The organism is Paenibacillus caseinilyticus (assembly GCF_027533645.1).
GTDB lineage: Bacteria > Bacillota > Bacilli > Paenibacillales > NBRC-103111 > Paenibacillus_G > Paenibacillus_G caseinilyticus.
In genome coordinates, this window is record NZ_JAQAGY010000018.1 from 133,468 (window position 1) to 154,570 (window position 21,103).

The following is a 21,103-nucleotide window of genomic DNA, read 5'->3' on the forward strand; positions in this document are numbered from 1 at the left end:
ACTCGTGTATCGTCACGAATAGGAGAGGTACACAATGAATCGATTAAGAGACGTTTTCGTCGACCAGATCGCACTGTGCCACCAGGATCGCGGATGGTTCCCCACGCTGAAGGAAGTTCTTCAGGGTCTCACGGTTGAACAAGCAGTATGGAAACCGGGGAACCATCACTCCATCGCGGAACTAGTCAACCACCTCACATATTGGAATGAAATCTGGCTGGAACGATTCCAAGGCGGCACGCCGGTGGTGCACGAAAGTAACGATCAATCCTTTTCATCCGAAGCTGCCCTTGTGGATGAAGAGCAGTGGCAGGCTGCGGTTGCCAAACTGAATCAGGTAATGGACGCGTGGAGCAGCAGTCTTAGGCAGTGCCCCGAGATCAAAATGAACGAAGCCTTGCCCGGCGAAGCGGCAGACTCCACCTGGTGGGAGGTGTTGTCAGTCTTAACGACACACAATGTCTACCATCTTGGGCAAATGGTCTACATCCGCAAGCAGCAAGGCATTTGAGCCTGCCCTCCTCCGGCAGGATGTGGATAACACAAGGAGTCATCAGGTGCAGCTCTCCAGAGCCGTGCCTTCTTTGTCGTGCATCCGCAACCAACCAAACCGCCACGGCACCAACCGATCCTGCAGACCGCCGGGGACTACCGCAATGGTCCATGCCCTGGGGGAACGGGCGGTTGAGACGTATGGAGACCCGCGGTACGATAATCCCGAGAAAGAGAAGAACACAGGGACGCGGTCCTTTAGGAGGGCGCTGCAGCCGGTGGAACTTGAGGGAGGAACTGGAGTTATGGGTGCCCCAAAAACGTATGTGCTGGTAGGATCCGGAGGGCGGGCGGAGTTTTATTGGTCCGCGATTGCCACGCAGTTCAAGGAGACGTCGGAACTGCTGGCCTTTTGTGACACGAATGAGACCCGGATGAATTATGCGAACAAGCGTCTTACGGAAGTGTACGGCGCGGCAGCCGTTCCGGCGTATAAGGCGGAAGACTTCGACCGGATGATCCGGGAGGTGAAGCCGGATACGGTCATCGTGACTACGGTGGACCGTACGCATCATACGTACATCATCCGGGCGCTCGAGCTCGGCTGCGATGTCATCACGGAGAAGCCGATGACGGTGGATGAGGACAAATGCCAGGCGATCCTGGACGCGGTGGAACGGACGGGACGCAGGGTCCGCGTCACGTTCAACTACCGGTATGCCCCGCACCATACGAAGGCGCGCGAGCTGATCGCGGGCGGCACGATCGGGGATGTCCATTCCGTGCACTTCGAGTGGCTGCTGAACCACAAGCATGGCGCCGATTACTTCCGGCGCTGGCACCGCGATAAGCGCAACAGCGGCGGGCTGCTCGTCCACAAGTCGACACACCACTTCGATCTCGTGAACTTCTGGATCGGCTCCCGGCCGGATACGGTGTTCGCGTTCGGCGATCTGCTGTTCTACGGCAAGGAGAATGCGGAGCGGCGGGGCGAGACCCGGTTCTATGACCGGGCCACAGGGAATCCGCAGGCGGAGGATGATCCGTTCGCCCTGCATTTGGATCGCAACGAGAACCTCAAGGCGATGTACTTGGATGCGGAGCACGAAGACGGGTACCGCCGCGACCAAAGCGTGTTCGGGGACGGCATCTCCATCGAGGACACGATGGGTGTCATGGTACGGTACAAGAATAACGCCATCCTGACGTATTCGCTGAACGCCTACCTGCCTTGGGAAGGATACCGGATTGCCTTCAACGGCAGCAAGGGCCGTATCGAGATGTCGGTCGGAGAGAAATCCTACGTGAACTCCGGGGGAGACAAGGCGCAGGAGGGCGCGGTGAAGAGCCGCTCGATCCGCGTGTTCCCGATGTTCGGCAAGCCGTACGAGGTGGAGGTGGAGCTTGCGGCGGGTGGTCACGGCGGCGGGGACCCCGCGCTGTTGAACGACCTGTTCGGCGAGCCGGGGGAAGACCCGTTCCGGCGGGCGGCGGACCACGTGGACGGTGCGAGATCCATTCTGACCGGCATCGCGGCCAACCGGTCGATCCGGACGGGACAGCCTGTCAGGGTCGACGATCTGGTGCGAATCTAAAAACGCGAAGGGAGCGGGAACGGATATGGCTTACGTGGAAGAACACGAATCGATCGCCGAACGCACAGCCGGGCGGACAGAGGACATGCTGGCGGCGGTGGCGAACCGCTATATCGGGGCGAACCCGAAGCTGCCGCCGGTGTACCGGGTGATCCATAAGGGCGGCTTCCGCCGGGACGCGGAGTACCGGTATGAGATGAACCTGGCGGAGAAGCTCGGGGAGCTGGAGGGCGGGCAGTTTGTGTATGCCTGGGCGAAGCTGTGGGCGGAGCAGGAGGGGGAGCAGCCCCTGCGGATCTCCTGCTACGGACCCGTCCGGGTGTTCGTGAACGACGCCTGGGTATTCCAGTCGAACCAGCGGGACGATGTGCTGCCCGAGCAGACGGCGGAGTTCAATGCGCCGCTGCGCCGGGGATGGAACCAGGTGGTGCTCGAGTTCACGAGCGCAGCGACAGGCTGCGGGGGCCGCTTCGGCACCGGGCTCATCAAGGCGGCGCCGCTGCACTTCCTGGCTCCGACCAAGGAACGGGAAGGGCAGGAAGGATGGGTCTACAGCGAGCCGCAGGCGGCCAGGTGGTACGGGGTGAAACCGGCGGAGGCGGAGCTCTCGGGCGCCGAGCCGATGGGGGCTCCGGGAAGCGAGCCGTTCCGGATCGGGTCGCTGGCGCAGGAGATCAGCTCGCCGGTCCGGTGGCTGCCGGAGAGGACCTGGGACGCGGAGGCGGAGCAGCGCGGCCGCTTCGCCCGGGTGCTGGGGGAGACGGGACACGGGAAGCTGGCCTTCGCTTGGGCGAAGCTGGATAACCGGGGCGCGGCGCCTGGCGAGGTCACGCTGAAGGGCCGCTGCACCGGCCGCTGCGCGCTCTATCTCGGGGGGCGGCTTGTGTACGAGACCCCGGCGGAAGGCGGCGGCAGCGCGGCGGCTATCGCTGTAGCGCTGCAGGTACCGGTAGGCGCCCATGATTTTGTGATCCGCAGCGAAGGCGGAGGTGAAGGCGCGGCGGCATGGGGCTTCGAATTCGAGCCCTTTGAAGTGGACGTCCAGGGAGGAGCGGAGGAAGTGCGGTGGGTGCAGCCCTATCCGGTGCGGGGGATGGAAGAGCCCTGGTTGTACCTCGGGCCCTTCCGCCGGGGTACGGAGCCTTCCATCGAAGATGTGCCCACCATGGAGACGCTGTTCGGCGAAGGAGAAGAGCGGGTCTACTGGCGGGTCGACCAGCCGGACGGATGGGTGAGGCCGTACCTGGAGAACCCCCTGTTCGGCCGGTGGAATTATCCGCTCGGGGTGACGCTCTACGGTATTCTGGAGACCGGCAGGGAGCTCGGCCGGGCGGATTACATCGACTATGCTGCCGATCATATCGGCCAGTGCACCCGGGTTGGCGAATACTCCCTGTGGGATGCGCAGCAGTACGGCGGCCCGGGGACGAACCACCAGCTGGCGTTGATCGATTCGCTGGATGACTGCGGTTCTTTCGGTGCCACGCTGCTGCGGATTCTCCGGGAGCGGGAGCTGCCGGGAGGCCGGTGGGCGGCGGACCGGATCGCGGAGTATATCTCCCGCGAGCAGGACCGTCTGCCCAGCGGCATGCTGTACCGCAGAAGGGGGCACAGCCAGCTCATGCACGGGACCGTATGGTGCGATGATCTCTATATGAGCACCCCGTTCCTGTGCCGGTACTATGAGCTGACGGGCGACGAGGCTTACCTGACGGATGCGGCCAACCAGTTCCTGCAGTACAAGGAGCTGCTGTTCATGCCGGAGCGGCGCATCATGCACCATGTCTACAACCTGCGCTTCGGGAAGCCCAATACGGTAGCTTGGGGCCGCGGCAACGGCTGGGTGCTCTTCTCGCTGACCGAGCTGCTCGAGACGATGCCGGAAGGGCATCCGAAGCGCCCTGAGATCCTGGGCTTCTACCGCGAGCTGTGCTCGGGGTACCTTGCGCTGCAGGATGAGGACGGCTTGTGGCATCAGGTGCTGACGGATCCGCAGTCATACCCGGAGGCTTCCTGCACCTCCATGTTCATCTATGCCTTCTCCCGGGGCGTCCGCTTCGGCTGGCTGCAGGACCCGGCTCCCTATGTGCAGGCGGTGCGCAGAGGGTTCGACGGGCTCACCCGCACCTGCATCGACAAGCACGGCAACGTGTACGGCGTGTGCCGCGGCTCGGGCTATTCCTACTCGGCGCTGTATTACAAGGAGCGGCTGTCCTGGCTCCTCAACGATACCCACGGCATCGGCATCGTACTGCTGGCGGGAATCGAGACGCTGCGCCTGCGGTCGTATCTGGCGCAAGATGCAGCCGCAGGCCGCCGCAGCAAGCAAGCCTTGGCCTGACGGCACGGCCACTCCAATACGACAGACAGTCCGTGTGAAGCTCTCACCGGCTGTCTGTTTTTTATGGGAGCCTCCACTCCAGGTAGGAATTGGCACCTCCCAGTCGAATATAAAAAAAGAGTGCGCTTTCATCTAAACACACGGGAGGTGACGGGATGTCCAGATTCCAGGAGTGGCTCAAGGGCAATTGGCGCAATACCCAAACCCGGCTGGTGCTGATCATGACGCTTTCGGTTTCTTTGATCATCTTTACGGTGGGACTCGCTTCCTACTATACCTCGAAGTCCGTGCTGCAGAGCGAGCTCAGCGAGCCCCAGCATCTCAAGCTGCGGATCGGGATGAACTATATCGACAAGCAGGTGGATGAGGCGAACCGGCTGGCGGTCAAGGTCTCGCTGCACCCGGCAGTGCGGGAATTTCTCACAACAACCGAGCAGGGGGCATATGGCCCGACGAAGCAGCTCTATGAGGTGCTCGATGCTCTGTTCCTGAACTCCCCCTACCTTGACAGCATTCATATATATGACAAGGAGCGGCAGAGCTTCATCGGCTATCCGGATGGCTACAGCTCGCGTCCTGAGACGTTTCCGGACAACACCTGGGTCAAGGAAGCGGAGGCGATGGGCGGCAGCCCGATGATGATCGCAAGCCGCAAGCTTCCGGAAGGCACGAGCCGTGCCGGCCGCGACCAGGTGTCGCTGTACCGTACGATCAAGATCGCGGGCGAGAGCAAAGGGTATATCGCGGTGAATTTTAACCACAATGCGCTGTTCTCGCAGATCACGGGCAGTGAGGTGTCGAGCCTGAAGAGCCCGCAGTTTATCTTCGATTCGGGAGGGGAGCTGGTCTTCGCGGCGGGGGAAGAAGAACTGGGCGTGGATGCCGGCATGGTACGGGATGCGCTGCATGAGCTTGGAGGGGAGAAGTTCGGCGAGCTGGCTTACCCAGGCGGCAGGCTGCTCCTGTCGCATACCCGCTCCCAGCTTACGCAGTGGGAATTCGTCTCGCTCGTCTCCCAGGACGCGCTGCTGGCGAAGACGGAGAAGATCCGCGACGTCGTCCTCCTGGTGGCCGCAGGTGCGCTGCTGCTGGGCGCATGGACCATTGTCCATATCAATTCCGTTGCGTTCCAGCCCGTTCGCCGTATGCGGTCCATGCTGCATGCATACAAAAAGGATGGCGTCTCCACCGATCTGAACGATCTCGAGCAGGTGACCGGCAGGCTGCTCAGCGACCATGACAAGCTGTCGCAGCTCATCCGGCAGACGATGCCGGAAGCGGCCTCCAAGTTCGTGAAGGAGGCGCTGGCAGGGCAGATCCGCTCGTCCAAGGAATGGCGGCACAAGTGGTCCTGCTATTTCCGGGAATGGCCGGAGGTGCCGCTTACCGTAGCCGTTTTTTCGATTGACCGGTACGGGGAATGGGTACGCCGCTATCCGGACCACGATCATCTGCTCCTCAAATATGCGCTTGCCAACATTACCGAGGAGCTGTTCGCGGCCAAGTGGCGGACCGTATGCCTGGATCTCGGCAATGACCGGATGGCGCTGCTGCTGCAGCCGCTGGAAGCAGCGGCTGCAGGCCCGGAACAGCTGCTGGGCGAGGCGGAGGAGACGATCCGGCGCCTGCTGAGCTTCAGCATCTCGGCGGGCATCAGCCGGCCGTGCCCGGATGCCGGTGCGCTGCAGACCGCTATGCAGGAGGCCGAGACGGCGCTCGCATACCGGCTGTATCTTGGCTGCGGCAGTGTGATCCCTTATGATGAAACGCTTCAATGGAGAACGGAGGCGGTCACCCTCCCGTCCGAATCGCTGATCGGCGGGCTGGCGGACGCGGTGGAAGCGGGAGCCGCAGACCATGCGATGTGCCTGTGGGAGCGGATCGTACGGGAGCTTGAGGAGGCCCGGACTCCGCCGGCCGCTGCGCTGTCCTACGTGAACACCCTGAGGCGCAGGCTGAGCGGGATCTCCCGCTCCAAGGAGAACGGCGGCAGGCCTGAAGCACAGGAGGCCCCTTACGGGGAGACGATGCCGCTGACGGAGATTGGCGAAGCGATGGGTGCAGAGATCCGGGAGCTCACAGATAGCTTCGCCCGGACAGCCCGCAGCAAGGAGTATCTGCAAGTCCAGGGCATGATTGAATACATGCGGATGCACCTCGGCGACAATGTCGGCGTTCAGGATATTGCGTCCGCCGCCGGCATCTCCATCTCCCTGGCCTCCCAGCTGTTCAAGCAGGAGACTGGCGAGACGATCCATGATTACCTGACGGGACTGCGGGTGGAGCGGGCAGGGGAACTGCTGCTGCAGACCCCGAGCAAGATTGCGGATATCGCCACCATGGTCGGTTACCAGCATGAGAACAGCTTCATCCGGGTCTTCCGCAAGTACAAGGACATCACACCGGGGAGATACCGGGAGCTGATGAAGGCGAAAGCGGCGCCGGTTGAATGACGGGCAGGAGACGTCCCGCAGCCAAGGCAGCAGTCCGTGTAACCCCTTTTGGAGCAGACATCCGATCCGCTCCAGAGGGGCTTTTTCGTTTGGGCGCAAGGGGCTGTCCGAAGCCGGCAGACCGAGCGCCTGGGGGCAGGTAATGGATTGGACTGGGCAGCGTGCTTCGGGACCTTGTGGCCGGTCTGCCGCTAATGCGGTTCTGCAGTTGACGATCGTGTTCGGGAAATGGGCGCCGTTCCAGGCCTCATCCCGGGTCAACCGAACAGCCACGGAACCAACCGATCCTTCAGAACGGCGTGCCGTCCCGGTTTGGCGCACGGGATAGCGGAATGAGCGATTGCCGCAGCCAGCTTGCGCCGGGTACGATGAGGCCAATCCCATAATCATTATGGACTCACAGTCAGGAGAAAGGCGGTGTGACGATTGGCCAAGTATTGGCAGAACGTCAAGAAGCATTGGATGCTGTACCTGATGATCCTGCCGGGCATTGCCTTCTATATCGTATTCAAGTACGTGCCTGTGGCAGGAAGCATCATCGCGTTCCAGAAGTACCAGATCATGCGGGGCATCTGGAACAGCCCTTGGGTGGGACTGGATAATTTTCGTTTCATCTTCGCGTACCCTGATTTCTACAATGTGCTGCGCAATACGCTCCTGCTCGCGCTGTACCATCTCGTCTTCGGGTTCCCGGCCCCGATCTTCCTGGCGCTCCTCTTCAACGAAGTGCGGCTGGCGCTCGCCAAGAAGCTGTTCCAGAGCTTGTTCTACCTGCCCCACTTCTTGTCGTGGGTCGTGGTCGGGGGTATTGTCTTCGAGCTCTTATCCGCGCAGGGAGTCGCGAATATGATCCGGGGCTGGTTCGGTCTCTCCCCGGTCCTGTTCATGCAGCAGGAGTCGATGTTCCGTTCGATCGTCGTGCTCTCGGGGATCTGGAAGGAGGTCGGCTGGGGAACGATTATCTATCTGGCTGCGCTTGCGGGCGTCAATCCGCACCTGTATGAGGCGGCGGTAGTCGACGGGGCGAACAAGTGGAAGCAGACGGTCTACATCACGCTTCCGTCGCTGATGCCTACGATTCTGGTGCTGTTCCTCCTGCGGATCGGCAACTTTCTCGAGCTCGGCTTCGACCAGGTGTTCAACCTGCTCACCCCGATGACGTATTCGGTCGGGGATATCATCGAGACGTATGTGTACCGGGCGGGCGTGCTGCAGGCGCAGTACAGCGTCACGACGGCGATCGGCTTGTTCCAATCCGTCATCGGCTTCCTGCTCTTGTGGATATTTAACAGATTAGCTAGAAAATCGGAACAGGGGTTGTGGTGATGAAAGAAACCTGGGGTGAAACGCTGTTCAAGCCGTTCAATTACCTCTTCCTTGCGGCGGCCTCGCTGTCGATGGTGCTGCCGCTGCTGCATCTGCTCGCCGTGTCGCTCAGTTCGCCCTATGCCGCCGACGCGAAGCAGGTGCTGCTGTTTCCGGTGGATTTTACGCTGGCGTCCTGGGACTATATCCTGAACAAGGATGACCTCTGGCGGGCCTTCTGGGTCACGGTGACGATCACGGTCGTCGGCACGGCGATGAGCATGCTGTTCACGGTATTGACCGCCTACCCGCTGGCACAGCGGTCGTTCCTGATCCGCAAGGGGGTCATGCTGGGGATCGTGATTACGATGATCTTCAACGCGCCGCTCATTCCCTTCTTCCTCACCGTGAAGGCGCTAGGGCTGCTCAACTCGTTCTGGGCCCTGATCATTCCCGGCCTCATCGGGACCTTCAATATGATCATCATCCGCACGTTCTTCATGGAGCTTCCGCCGGAGCTGGACGACTCGGCACGGATGGACGGCTGCAACGATCTGCGCATCCTGTTCCAGATCTGCCTGCCGCTCTCGAAGCCGGTGCTCGCCACAGTCAGCCTCTTCTATGCCGTCGGGTACTGGAACACGTTCCAGCGGGCCGTCCTCTTCATCCGCAATCCGGACCTGTGGCCGCTTCAGATGAAGCTGCGGGAGTATCTCATGAGCAATGAGGAACTGATCACGACGAATCAAATGGTCGGCACGTTCGATTACAATGCGGCGACGCTGCATGCGGCAACCATTATTTTCGCAGCGGTACCGATTCTGCTCGTCTACCCGTACCTGCAGAAGTATTTTATCAAGGGAGCGCTCATCGGTTCTATCAAAGGGTGAATAGCGCGGTACTATCAAGGGTGAATAGCGGACGGTACTATCAAGGGGAATATACGAAGGGGGATGGCGATGGTCATGGAGAGCAGCAGGTTTGGGTTAGGGGAGCTGCATTACGGTACGACAGTCCGGTCGGGTCTGGCGATCTTGCTGGCGGCGGCATTGGCGGCGGGCTGCAGTTCCGACAAGGGAGCGGAACAGGGCGCTGCGGAAGCGGGCCAGGACGGCAAGCCGGTCAAGGTCCGCGTGTTCAAGAGCCACCTCGGCAAGGGCAAAATTCCCGAAGAAAGCAACGCGCACATCCAGTATATTGCAGAGCGGACGGGGGTCGAGTATCAGCTCATGACCTCGGCTCCGGGCTCCGATCCGGCCGAGACGCTCAACGTGATGATCGCCTCCGACGATCTGCCGGATATTCTGCGGCCCATCGGGGGCGTAGAGCAGACGCTGATCCAGCAGGGAGGCGCGCTGCCGCTCGACGACCTGCTTCCGAAGTATGCGCCGAGCGTGTGGAAGCTGATCCCGAAGGAAGCATGGGATATTGTGCGGGCGGCATCGCCGGACGGGAAGATTTATTTTGTACCGAAGGTGTATACGATTCCCGAGCGCGTTCCGATGATCCGCAAGGATTGGCTGGATAAACTGGGCCTGCAGATGCCGCAGACGAAGGAGCAGTACTTCGAGATGATGCGGGCGATGCGGGACAAGGACCCGAACGGCAACGGCAAGGCGGATGAGCTGCCGACGACTGGACGCGAGCTCGGGAAGTGGATGGACCACCTGTTCGGGATGTACGGCGTCGCGATGTGGGAGGGCAACCCGGAGTGGGACATCTATGACGGACAGATCCAGTACGCGGGCATCACGCCGAACATGAAGGCGGCGATCGCGATGATCCGGGATATGTACAAGGAGAAGCTGCTCGATACCGAGACGTTCCTGAATAAAGGGGAGGTATGGCAGGCGAAGATCAACAACAACCTGGTCGGCCACTGGTACCACCTGCCAGCTTCGCTCAAGGACAAGTATGCGGCGATGAAAAAGACGGCGCCGGACGCCTATGTGGCCGGCATGCCGCTTCCGAAGGTGGAAGGCTTCACGGGCTTCGTGACGCAAAAATCCATGGGCGAGGTCGAATGGATGATTCCGGCAGCTTCGGAGAAGAACGCGCCCAATGCGCTCAAGCTGCTCGACTTCTACTACAATCCGGAGAATGAGGAGTTCGTCCGCTTCGGGATTGAGGGACTCCAGCATGAAGTGGTGGACGGGGTGAAGAAGCTGCTGCCGGAGTCGGAGGAACGCCCGATCGCGCTCGGCATGCAGAACTTCAGCACGAAAGAGACGATGCAGAAGCGGATTGAGCAGACGTATTCGCCCGATCAAGTGAAGATGGTGATGGACATCTTCGAGGTTGGGATCGCACAGGCGCGCCGGATCGCCGGGGATGGCATGAGCTCCTCTGTCTATGAGGGCTTCCCGGACATCCAGTCGCACAAGCTGTTTCAGCAGTATGTGGCCAAGATGATCATCGGCGAATGGCCGCTGGAGAAGTTCGACGAGTTCGTAGAGAAATGGAAGTCCTCCGGCGGTGACGCGGTCACGAAGCGCGTGCAGGAATGGTACGGCCGGGTGCAGCAGTACCAGAAGCAGTAAGGGGAGCGGCTGCCATCTGCGCTTTATGAGCAGGGCGGCTGCGTGTCATGAATAGGCGCGATGCGGGAGAGTGTGTGCACCCATAATCCGATGCCAGGACTCGGAAAGGTCCGTTTCCGTCATCTGTAACAGTTATTAATGCGCATCGTCCGTAAAGGACGGCGAAGCCGTTTATCTTAGGAGGAGCTATGTCTACAATCGACCGCAAGGCTTTGGTGAGCCGGCACAATCCGGTGATCCGGGATGTGCTGCCGCTCTCGCCGCTGTCCGTCGGCAACGGGGAGTTCGCGTTCACCGCTGACCTGACAGGGCTGCAGACGTTCCCGGAAGCGTATGAAGTCCCGCTCGGTACCCAGTCCCAGTGGGGATGGCACTCTACGGGAGGCCGCGGCGTCTGGACGCTGGACGATGTCCGGCTGCAGTACCGCGATGAAGAGACAGGGCTCGGCGGTTATCCGGTGCATGCCGAGGACCGCGAGGAGGCGTACCACTGGCTGCGCCAGAATCCGCACCGGCTGCAGCTCGGCCAGCTTGGCCTGCTGCTCGAGCGGGAGTCCGGCGGCCGGATGACGCCGGAAGACATCACGGAGGCGGAGCAGACGCTGGATCTGTGGACAGGCATCCTGACCAGCCGGTTCCTGGCCGGCGGCGTCCCGGTGACGGTGCAGACCGTCTGTCATCCGGAACATGACGGCATCGGGGTGACGGTAGAGAGCCCGCTGCTCGCGGAAGGCCGGCTGGGGCTGTCTCTCCGGTTCCCCGCACCGGGAGTGACCTCCCGGTCGTGGGACCGGACGACGGGGCTGCACTGGGGCGGGCCGGAGGAGCACCGCAGCGTACTTGAGCGGTGCAGGGACGGCAGCTTCCTTATCCGGCGGACGATGGATGAGGACAGCTATGGGGCGCTGCTCCGGCTCTCGGAGGGAGAGCTGAAGCCGGAGGAGGAGCCGCATGCGTTCGTCCTACGGTGCGGGGCTTCCGGCGGACGGCTGGAGCTCACGCTCTCGTTCGCTCCGCAGGACCGGCAGCCGTCGGAGCTGCCCGGAGCCAGCGGCGTTCTGGAGGCCAGCTGCCGGCACTGGGAGCGCTTCTGGCAGGAGGGGGCGGCTGTGGAGCTGGCGGACAGCAAGGACCCCCGCGCCCCTGAGCTGGAGCGACGCATCGTGCTCTCCCAGTTTCTGACCGCCATCCACTCGGCGGGCTCCGTGCCTCCGCAGGAGACAGGGCTGCTCTACAACAGCTGGTTTGGCAAGCCGCATCTTGAGATGCACTGGTGGCATGCGGTGCATTTTCCGCTGTGGGGCCGGACGGAGCTGCTCCTGCGCAGCATGGACTGGTACCGGACCATCCTGCCGAAGGCCAAGGAACTGGCGGCCTCGCAGGGCTACACGGGTGCGAGGTGGCCCAAGATGGTCGGTCCCGAAGGGGACCAGAGCCCGTCGCCGATCGCGGCGCTGCTGATCTGGCAGCAGCCGCACCCGATCGTGTTCGCGGAGCTGGTCTACCGGGCCGATCCGACCCCGGAGACCCTGGAACGCTTCGCGGACATCGTGCTCGAGTCCGCAGATTTCATGGCTTCCTTCGCCGCCTGGGACGAGGCGGAAGGCCGGTATGTGCTCGGGCCCCCGCTGATCCCGGCCCAGGAGAACCACAAGCCCGCGGGCTGCCTGAACCCGGCCTACGAGTTGGAATACTGGCATCACGGGCTGGAGACCGCGACCCGCTGGGCTGAGCGGCTCGGGCGGACGGTGCCGGACCGCTGGCAGCGCGTCTGCCGCCATCTCTCGGCACTGCCCGAGGGGGACGGCGTGTACCTGGCGCATGAGCGCTGCCCGGACACCTACACCGCCTTCAACACGGATCATCCCTCGATGCTCGGGGCGCTCGGCCTGCTGCCCGGCAAGCTCGTGAAGCCCGAAGTGATGCGGGCTACACTCGGCCGGGTATTGGAGAGCTGGCGGTGGGATACGTCATGGGGCTGGGATTTTCCGATGGCAGCCATGACCGCCGCCCGGCTGGGAGAGGGAGCCTTGGCCGTGGATTTGCTTCTGAAGGAAGAGGTCAAGAACACGTACCTGCCCAATGGCCACAATTACCAGCGTCCAGGACTCACTGCCTACCTGCCTGGCAACGGCGGGCTGCTGGCGGCAGTGGCGCTGATGGCCGGCGGCTGGCAGGGCGGGCCGGAGGGGCATGCCCCAGGCTTTCCCGCGGACGGCAGCTGGACTGTCCGGGCCGAGGGGCTGAATCCTTGGCTGTAAGCCGGCCGGCAGGAGGTACAACATGACAAGGTTACGCCTATGGAGCGGCTGGACGCAGGGGATGGGGGACAGGGAGGTCCGGACCGGCAGGCCGTGGGCCATTCAGAGGCTGGCAGATGAAGCGTCCCCGCGTAGCCGGATCACAGCAGATGAGGAGGCATGCGACATGAGGGGATCGCAGCATACGGAGGCTGATCAGGCTGAAGCACGGCAGTCTTCCCGCCGTAGGAGCCGGCGCACGCTGGTCCTGCGAAGGCCGGCGTCGTGGTGGGGCCAGCTGTGGCGGGAGGCGCTGCCGTCCGGCAACGGCCTTGTCGGCGCAGCCGTACACGGGGCCATCGGCAGCGAAACCGTGCTCCTGACCCACGCAGAGCTGTGGACCGGAGGCACGAAGCACGCGCTGCCGGATGTCAGCGGGACGCTGGCCGAGATCCGGGGCCTGATGGACGACGGCCGGTACCGCGAAGCGAACGGGAGGCTGGAGGGCAGGCTCCGCGAGGCCGGGTACGAGCCGGTCCGCGAGACGCCGCTGCCGCTGGCGGACCTGAAGGTGAACCGCACGGCCCGGGCGGGCTTTCGCCGCTACCGCCGGGAGCTCGACATGGAGAGCGGGGAAGTCACGGTCAGCTGGGAGGAAGAAGAGGCGGCTTACGAGAGGCGGCTCTTCGTCTCCCGCCGGGACGACCTGGTCGTCTATGAGCTCCGGGCGGAGGGGGGCGTCATCGATGCAGATCTTCTGCTGCAGCCCCATGAGAAAGGGACGGCAAGCCGTCCGGACATTCCCGCTTATGTCGCCGGGACGATGGAGAACACGGCTTCGGACGGGTATATCCGGTATGCCGCGCGCAATGATGACGGGACGGATTTCGGTGCGGTACTCCGGGCTGTGCCTGTAGGGGGCACCCTGACTGCGGAGAACGGTCTGCTTTCCGTTGCCGGCGCTGCTAGTGTGCTGATCCTGGTGAAAATTTTCACCAGGGGAGAACGCTCTGAGGCCTGGCCGCGGCTTGAAGTGGAGCTGGGGGTGACGAAGTGCACGTACGGCGAGCTGCTTGAACGCCATACGGCACTTCACGGGCCTTTGATGAATACCGCGGATCTGCATTTGGGGGGAGAAGAGGGGGATGCGTCCGCCTATACGGATGAGCTGCTCCAAGAGGTGTACGACGGGGAGCTGACGCCTGCTTTGGCAGAGCTGCTGTGGGCGTACGGCAGGTATCTGTTCATCTCAGGTACCCGCCCCGGCGGGCTTCCCTTCTCCTTGTACGGCTTGTGGTGCGGAGACTACAAGGCCGTGTGGAGCCACTATATGGCCAACGAGAATGTGCAGATGATGTACTGGCACGCGGCGGCCGGCGGCTTGTCCGAATTGATCCTGCCGATGCTGGAGTACTACGAGTCCCGGCTGGGGATCTTCCGGGACAACGCGAGGAAGCTGTACGGCTGCCGAGGCCTCTTCATCCCTGCAGGCACGACGCCCGGGATGGCCGAGCCGTTCCAGACCGTGCCCGTGATCCTGCACTGGACGGGCGCGGCGGGGTGGCTGGCCCGCCACTTTTATGAATACTACCGGTTCACCGGCGATGAGGAATTCCTCCGGACACGGGCGCTGCCCTTCATGAGGGAAGCAGCGCTGTTCTTCGAGGACTTTCTGGTGGAAGGGGAAGACGGCAGGCTGCTCTCGTATCCGTCCGTGTCTCCGGAGAATACACCGGGCAATTATACTTCCGGAGAAGGCGTCTTCGGAGAGATGGCCCATGCGATGCCGACGGCGGTCAATGCGCTGCTCGACTTCGCCATCCTGAAGGAGCTGCTCACGAATCTCCTGGAGGCTGCGGAGATCGCTGGGGAGGGGGAACCTGATGAGGCCCACCGGTGGAGACACCTGCTGGAGCGGATTCCCGCTTACGAGGTTAACGATGACGGAGCGGTCCGCGAGTGGCTGCATCCCGCCTTTACGGACCGGTACCGCCACAGGCACATCTCGCACATGTATCCGGTCTTCCCGGCCAATGAAGTTGCGCGGGAGAGTGACCCGGTGCTCTTCGGGGCTTTTGCGGAAGCGGTGCGCAAGCGGCAGGTGGTCGGGATCGGGGACCAGACGGCCTGGTCATGGGCTCATCTGGCGAATATCTATGCCCGCATGGAGGACGGAGAACGGGCGCTGGAGTGTCTGACTATGCTCGCCCGCTCCTGCTTGCAGGATAACCTTTATACCGTGCACAACGACTGGCGACATATGGGGGTGAGCTTGTCCTACGGTAGAGCACCGGTTCAGATGGACGCGAACCTGGGCTGGGTATCGGCGGTGCAGGAGATGCTGCTATGTGCGGCACGGGGCCGGGTGAAGCTGCTTCCCGCCCTGCCGGCATCCTGGCGGCAGGGCAGTGTACAGGGGCTGCGGTTCGAGACAGGCCGCGTCACGATCGCCTGGGATCTGCCGAACGGACATCTGGAGGCGGAGCTTGCCGCCGAGCGGGAGACGGATCTGCTCCTTTCGCTGCCCCCGGGATTCCGGCTGACGGCTGTGGAAGCCGAAGGCGGCGGCTGGACGACCGGCAGCACCGGGTCCTCCTTCCGGTTACGGCTTGCTGCTGGCAGCTCGCTGAAGTTGACTGCTGCAGACCGTTTCCGGCCGGCTCCTGAGCCCAGGTAGGGATTAACGCGCGAGAGAGGAGCCCCCAAGAAGGGAGGTGAGCACGGTCGGCCCGCCATAGGAAGGGTGGTTATCCGGTTGGCTGTGATGATTCGTTCCGATTCCATTCTAAGGAGATGATGCATGTATGATGAAGAGACAAGTACCGAAGAGGCTGCTTGCAGCGCTGCTGGTACCGTCGCTGCTGCTGGGCTCCATCCCCCTATCCGCCGCTGCGGAGGGGGCGCTGCCTGCTTTTCCCGGCGCGGAAGGGGGAGGCATGTACACGACCGGCGGACGCGGCGGTGACGTGTACGAGGTCACGAATCTGAATGATTCGGGTCCCGGCTCCCTGAGGGATGCCGTTTCCCAAGGCAACCGGACGATCGTCTTTCGCGTGTCGGGGAACATCAACCTGAAGTCGAAGCTCATCGTCCGCAGCCCGAATCTCACCTTTGCGGGACAGACGGCACCGGGCGACGGGATCTCGGTCAACCACTATCCGGTGATCGTCGACGCGGATAACATCATATTCCGCCACCTGCACTTCCGTCCCGGGGATACCGTACTCGCCGAAGAAGATGCGATGTCGATCCGCAAGCATGCGAACATCATCATTGACCACTGTTCGTTCACATGGGCGATCGATGAGGTGCTCTCGCCTTACGAGAACCGCAACGTCACCGTCCAATGGTCGATCGCGGGCGAGGCGCTGCATATGTCCCGGCACCAGAAGGGACGCCATGGGTTCGGCGGCTTGTGGGGGGCGGGCAATTCGACGTATCACCACAATCTCCTCATCCATAACGCCAGCCGCAACGCCCGGTACAAGGGCACGCTGACAGAGAGCAAGACGCTCGATTTTCGCAACAATGTCATCTACAACTGGAATTACCAGACCTCCTACGGCGGTGACCACGCAGATGTGAACATGATCAACAACTATTATAAATACGGCCCGGATACCGCCATCCCGGAGCGGACTAATCTGTATGAGCTGACCGGCGCGAACGGTAGGGTCTACGTGGACGGCAACGAAGTGGATTCGTTCCCTGACGTGACTGCGGATAACTGGCTCGGGGTGGAGCTGGATGCGGGCAAGGAGCGGGTATCCGAGCCGATCCCGGCCTATCCCGTAACGACGCATACGGCTGAGGAGGCGTACCGGCTGGTGCTGGAGCAGGCGGGCGCGGTGCTGCCGAAGCGCGACAGCGTGGATGCGCGGTTGACCGCCGACGTCCGGGACCGGACCGGCCGGCAGATTAATTCGCAGTCGGAGGTGGGTGGATGGCCCGAACTGGCGAGCGCTCCTGCGCCTGCGGATACCGACCACGACGGCATGCCGGATGCCTGGGAGACCGCTGAGGGGCTGAATCCGGCGGATGCGGCAGACCGCAACGGCACCCAGACGCCGGGCGGGTACACACACGTTGAACGGTATCTGAACTCCATCGTGTGGAAAGGGGAGCGTAATCCGGTAGTGCGGCTGACATCGCCGCAGATCAACAAGCTTGCGATTACCGGTGGCAGGATGACCCTGAGAGCCGAAGCGCAGGATCCCGACGGTGAGATCGCCAAAGTGCAGTTCTATGCTAACGATGTGCTCCTCGGAGAGGATAAGTCAGCCCCTTACATCATGGAGTGGAAGAATTTGAAGGACGGCAGCTACTTCGTGAGGGCCAAAGCGGTCGACAGCAGCGGCTATGCGACAGACTCCTCCACGGTACCCGTCCATGTGAACACGCCGGGTTCTGCTTACCCGTGGATCTCCAAGGACGTGGGTGAGCCGGGCATCCGGGGCCATGTGTCGCTCAGCGGTGACAGCATTACAGTCAAGGGGGCCGGCAACTGGCGGGAGAACGATTCCTTCCACACGGCTTACCGGAAGCTCAAGGGCAGCGGTGAGATCGTAGCCCGAATCGATACGCTGACGAATACAACGCCGCATAATCGGTCGGGAGTCATCATCCGGGAGAGCCTGGAGCCCTTGGCGAGGGAGGCCATGATGGCCTTGTCGGTCCGTGGAGAAGCTTACGTCGGTGTATTCTATCACCGTGGGGAGACGGGACAGCCACTGGCTGAGACGCCGCCGATCGTAGCCCTGCGCACGCCGTATTATGTGAAGCTGGCCAAAAACGGCGATACGGTGGAAGGTTATATTTCGCAGAACGGTACGGATTGGAGACTCGTTTCCTCGGCGTTATTCCCTGGCATGAACGAGGTCTATATCGGTCTTGCGGCGGAAGCGGCGGAGGAGAACAACCTCATCGACAATTACAACACGTCGGTGTTCCGGCAGGTCAGTCTGCACGGTATTCCTGAGATCCGTTTGGACCAGGCGGGCGGAACCGTATCCTCGTCCGTGTATGGCGGGGATGCGGCTGCCGGTCACGCGACAGTAGCCTCCGCGGTGTACCGACTCACAGGATCCGTCAGCGAACAGGCGAGTGTGACGGTGAACGGGCAAAAGGCGGAAGTGGATCCTTCCCTGCGTTTCATCGCGGATGTTCGTCTGCATCCGGGGAAGAACCGGTTCACCCTGCGGGCCGTCGACAGGGACGGTAATCAGTCTATACCGAAGGTGCTCAGCCTGATATGGGATCCCCGCATGCCTTTCATCCGGGTGGAGGAAGTCACGGTTGACGGCGTGGGAGCTCCGGATGAAGAATCTGAGGCCGGTGTCCCGGCGGATCAATAGGCATTATTCGGGGGTGCAGCCGTTGAAGGAGTACGTATCGAGCCACGGAGATTGATGTTCTGCAGCCTTCGGAAGATACGGGGACTGCCGACGTACCACCCCAAAAAGGCGCTGTCCCATTAAGGGGCAGCGCCTTCGTCTTCATAAGGTTATACGGCAGGCAGCTCGCCCTTGATCTCTTCGATCTGCATCAGATGGCGTTTTTCGTGCGTTCCGATGAATTCCACCCATTGATCGAGGTCCATCTGGCCGAAGACCGGATGAGGGTACGACTTGCGGGTCAAGATCCCGGGATCCTCGATCCCTGCCAGCAGCTGCCGAAGCGCAGTCCGGGAGCCTTCAAGCTTGTGGAGAAGCTCATCTGCCGGTTGGGGCTCCGGCGAAGGCTCGACAAAAGAAGGGGCGTCGATGCTGCGTGTGCGATCCAGCGACAGGTGGAAGGGCTTACGGTCCGTCGGATTGTCAGCCGACTGAAGGGCTTTGCCCATCCCCTGGACGATAGCGCGCTCCATCAGGAAGAGATGCTCGAGTACTTGGGCGACGGTCCACTTGCCTTCGGCCGTCCGCGTGTTCGCTTTATCGTCAGACAAGCTGCCCACGCTCTGCAGCAGTTCTTCCCGGATCTTCTCCGTGCTTGCCAATGCTTGTATCTCCATCATGAGAGCCTCCTGCATATATAACTATGAATATACCCATTCTCGCCCACAGTATAAAAGAGTCTCGTTGAATATGTCAATATTTATATATAATGGATAGATTCAACACAAGCCGTTGGAGGGAAAATCATTACGTTACGTAGAATGCATTAGGGAGGATGTTATGAATTCGCTAAGCTATGCCCTGCCAAGTATGCTCGTCCGGAAGTCCTGTGCTGACTGCGAACTGCAGCCGAGCTTGATGAAGCGGCAAGAATGGGGGAAGAATAAAGAGATCCTTTCAGACAGGAGATCAAGTATGGAGAAGAAACAGCTGGACCAGCTTCGGTTATTCAGAAATAAAGTAACGCGGTTTATGATGATGTACAAGTTTGCTTTGGCAGAGCTCGAGACCAAAATTAAAATACTTAATGAAGAATTTCATTTATTACATGAATACAATCCAATCGAACATACCAAATCCCGCGTGAAATCGCCCGAGAGTATAATGGAGAAATTACACCGGAAGGGAGGAAGCACGACTTTATCCGGCATAAGAGAAACGATTAAAGACATTGCGGGTTTACGTATCACTTGCTCCTTCATTGAAGATATATACTGGATCAGCGATATGCTCAAAAACCAAACGGATCTCCACGTCGTACAAATCAAAGATTACATAGAACATCCGAAGCCCAATGGGTACCGGAGTCTCCATCTTCTAATCCAAGTGCCTGTATTCATGTCGGACAGACAGGAGCTTGTATATGTTGAAGTCCAGATCCGGACCATCGCTATGGATTTTTGGGCCAGTCTTGAGCATAAAATCTTCTATAAATACGATGGAGCTGTACCGCCGAGGCTGTTGGAAGAGTTGAAAGACGCTGCCGATTCGGCAACCGCTCTGGATCGGAAGATGGAGAAACTGCACCATGAGATAGAAACAATCAAATCAGCCGAGAGTGCGGATCCCGATTCCCCGGTTATGACTCAAATGACCCATGAACAGGGGGGCGTCATGCCCGAAGCATTGCTGCGAATGGCGAGCGAGGAGGAATAATAGAAGGGGTAGAGGTCAAAATGGGGACGAACTGCTTCACCTCTATTAAGCCTCAATGAAGGGTTCTATTCCTTCCTCCGCTGGAAAACATAGAAGGGTTGCTTATCCTGCGGGGGTGTGGTACATTACAACTCCCCGGTTGCACCGGGATACTCTCCGATTGAATCCGGGGAGGTCAACCCCAAAATAAGTATTGATCTTTCGATGTGAATATGATAGATTACATCTCGCGGCTAAGAGCTGCATGTGAAATTCTTCTGGTGCTGGTCTTTCGGGTCATCCTTAGATTGGATAACATTAGTAGGTTGCACGATGAGATGAAATATGCTACATTGATTCTCGCCGCTGAGACAAGCGGTTAACGAATCGAATTGCCCTTTGAAAACTGAACATCGAGTGAGTGTTAAATATAGAAGCTCAGTAATGAGTTTCTGCCATGCAGTTGCAATTGAGATGCCGGTTACGGCAGCGCAATTGTCAACCGTAATGAGTCATCAGCTTTTCTTTAATGGAGAGTTTGATCCTGGCTCAGGACGAACGCTGGCGGCGTGCCTAATACATGCAAGTCGAGCGGATCATTTCCTTCGGGGAATGGTTAGCGGCGGACGGGTGAGTAACACGTAGGCAACCTGCCTGTAAGATCGGGATAACTACCGGAAACGGTAGCTAAGACCGGATAGCTGGTTTCTCCGCATGGAGAGATCATGAAACACGGGGCAACCTGTGGCTTACGGATGGGCCTGCGGCGCATTAGCTAGTTGGCGGGGTAACGGCCCACCAAGGCGACGATGCGTAGCCGACCTGAGAGGGTGATCGGCCACACTGGGACTGAGACACGGCCCAGACTCCTACGGGAGGCAGCAGTAGGGAATCTTCCGCAATGGGCGCAAGCCTGACGGAGCAACGCCGCGTGAGTGATGAAGGTTTTCGGATCGTAAAGCTCTGTTGCCAGGGAAGAACGTCGCGGAGAGTAACTGCTCTGCGAATGACGGTACCTGAGAAGAAAGCCCCGGCTAACTACGTGCCAGCAGCCGCGGTAATACGTAGGGGGCAAGCGTTGTCCGGAATTATTGGGCGTAAAGCGCGCG

12 protein-coding genes and 1 rRNA gene are annotated in these 21,103 nt (G+C 60.8%); 12 read left to right on the forward strand and 1 reads right to left on the reverse strand.

The annotated features are described in order from the left end of the window. Nucleotides 1-34: 34 nt before the first annotated feature. From O9H32_RS23485 to O9H32_RS23530, 10 genes are all read left to right on the forward strand, one after another. Complete coding sequence (locus tag O9H32_RS23485) at nt 35-511, forward strand: DinB family protein (protein WP_269868549.1); 477 nt, start codon at nt 35-37, stop codon at nt 509-511. Between the two features lie 286 nt (nt 512-797). Then, nucleotides 798-2,087: a Gfo/Idh/MocA family protein gene (locus O9H32_RS23490; RefSeq protein ID WP_269868550.1), complete on the forward strand. Its 1,290-nt coding sequence runs from the start codon at nt 798-800 to the stop codon at nt 2,085-2,087. Between the two features lie 25 nt (nt 2,088-2,112). Beyond that, nucleotides 2,113-4,428 (forward strand): glycoside hydrolase family 88/105 protein, encoded by a 2,316-nt coding sequence (locus O9H32_RS23495; protein WP_269868551.1) that lies wholly within the window; start codon nt 2,113-2,115, stop codon nt 4,426-4,428. Between the two features lie 155 nt (nt 4,429-4,583). Continuing rightward, complete coding sequence (locus tag O9H32_RS23500) at nt 4,584-6,881, forward strand: helix-turn-helix domain-containing protein (protein WP_269868552.1); 2,298 nt, start codon at nt 4,584-4,586, stop codon at nt 6,879-6,881. A gap of 426 nt (nt 6,882-7,307) precedes the next feature. Further along, entirely contained in the window at nt 7,308-8,207 is a 900-nt protein-coding gene (locus O9H32_RS23505; RefSeq protein WP_269868553.1) for an ABC transporter permease, read from the forward strand. Then, nucleotides 8,207-9,076 carry a carbohydrate ABC transporter permease gene (locus O9H32_RS23510; RefSeq protein ID WP_269868554.1) on the forward strand — a complete coding sequence of 290 codons (870 nt, stop codon included), beginning with the start codon at nt 8,207-8,209 and terminating at the stop codon, nt 9,074-9,076. The genes O9H32_RS23505 and O9H32_RS23510 overlap by 1 nt, the downstream gene beginning before the upstream one ends. Before the next feature lie 69 nt (nt 9,077-9,145). Further along, nucleotides 9,146-10,726 carry an extracellular solute-binding protein gene (locus O9H32_RS23515; RefSeq protein WP_269868566.1) on the forward strand — a complete coding sequence of 527 codons (1,581 nt, stop codon included), beginning with the start codon at nt 9,146-9,148 and terminating at the stop codon, nt 10,724-10,726. Between the two features lie 188 nt (nt 10,727-10,914). Further along, complete coding sequence (locus O9H32_RS23520; RefSeq protein ID WP_269868555.1) at nt 10,915-12,987, forward strand: glycoside hydrolase family 65; 2,073 nt, start codon at nt 10,915-10,917, stop codon at nt 12,985-12,987. A 22-nt stretch (nt 12,988-13,009) separates the two neighbouring features. Continuing rightward, entirely contained in the window at nt 13,010-15,643 is a 2,634-nt protein-coding gene (locus O9H32_RS23525; protein WP_269868556.1) for a glycosyl hydrolase family 95 catalytic domain-containing protein, read from the forward strand. A 127-nt stretch (nt 15,644-15,770) separates the two neighbouring features. Continuing rightward, nucleotides 15,771-18,320 (forward strand): Ig-like domain-containing protein, encoded by a 2,550-nt coding sequence (locus O9H32_RS23530; protein WP_269868557.1) that lies wholly within the window; start codon nt 15,771-15,773, stop codon nt 18,318-18,320. 149 nt (nt 18,321-18,469) lie between these two features. Here O9H32_RS23530 and O9H32_RS23535 read toward each other — a convergent pair whose 3' ends face one another. Then, nucleotides 18,470-18,979 carry a DinB family protein gene (locus tag O9H32_RS23535; RefSeq protein WP_269868558.1) on the reverse strand — a complete coding sequence of 170 codons (510 nt, stop codon included), beginning with the start codon at nt 18,977-18,979 and terminating at the stop codon, nt 18,470-18,472. A 295-nt stretch (nt 18,980-19,274) separates the two neighbouring features. Here O9H32_RS23535 and O9H32_RS23540 point away from each other — a divergent pair, with 295 nt between their 5' ends. Both O9H32_RS23540 and O9H32_RS23545 read left to right on the forward strand, forming a co-directional pair. Beyond that, the gene (locus O9H32_RS23540) at nt 19,275-20,015 is read left to right on the forward strand and encodes a GTP pyrophosphokinase (RefSeq protein ID WP_269868559.1); all 741 of its coding nucleotides are present in this window, start codon (nt 19,275-19,277) and stop codon (nt 20,013-20,015) included. A 505-nt stretch (nt 20,016-20,520) separates the two neighbouring features. Next, nucleotides 20,521-21,103: ribosomal RNA gene (locus tag O9H32_RS23545) — 16S ribosomal RNA — on the forward strand; the annotation flags it as partial.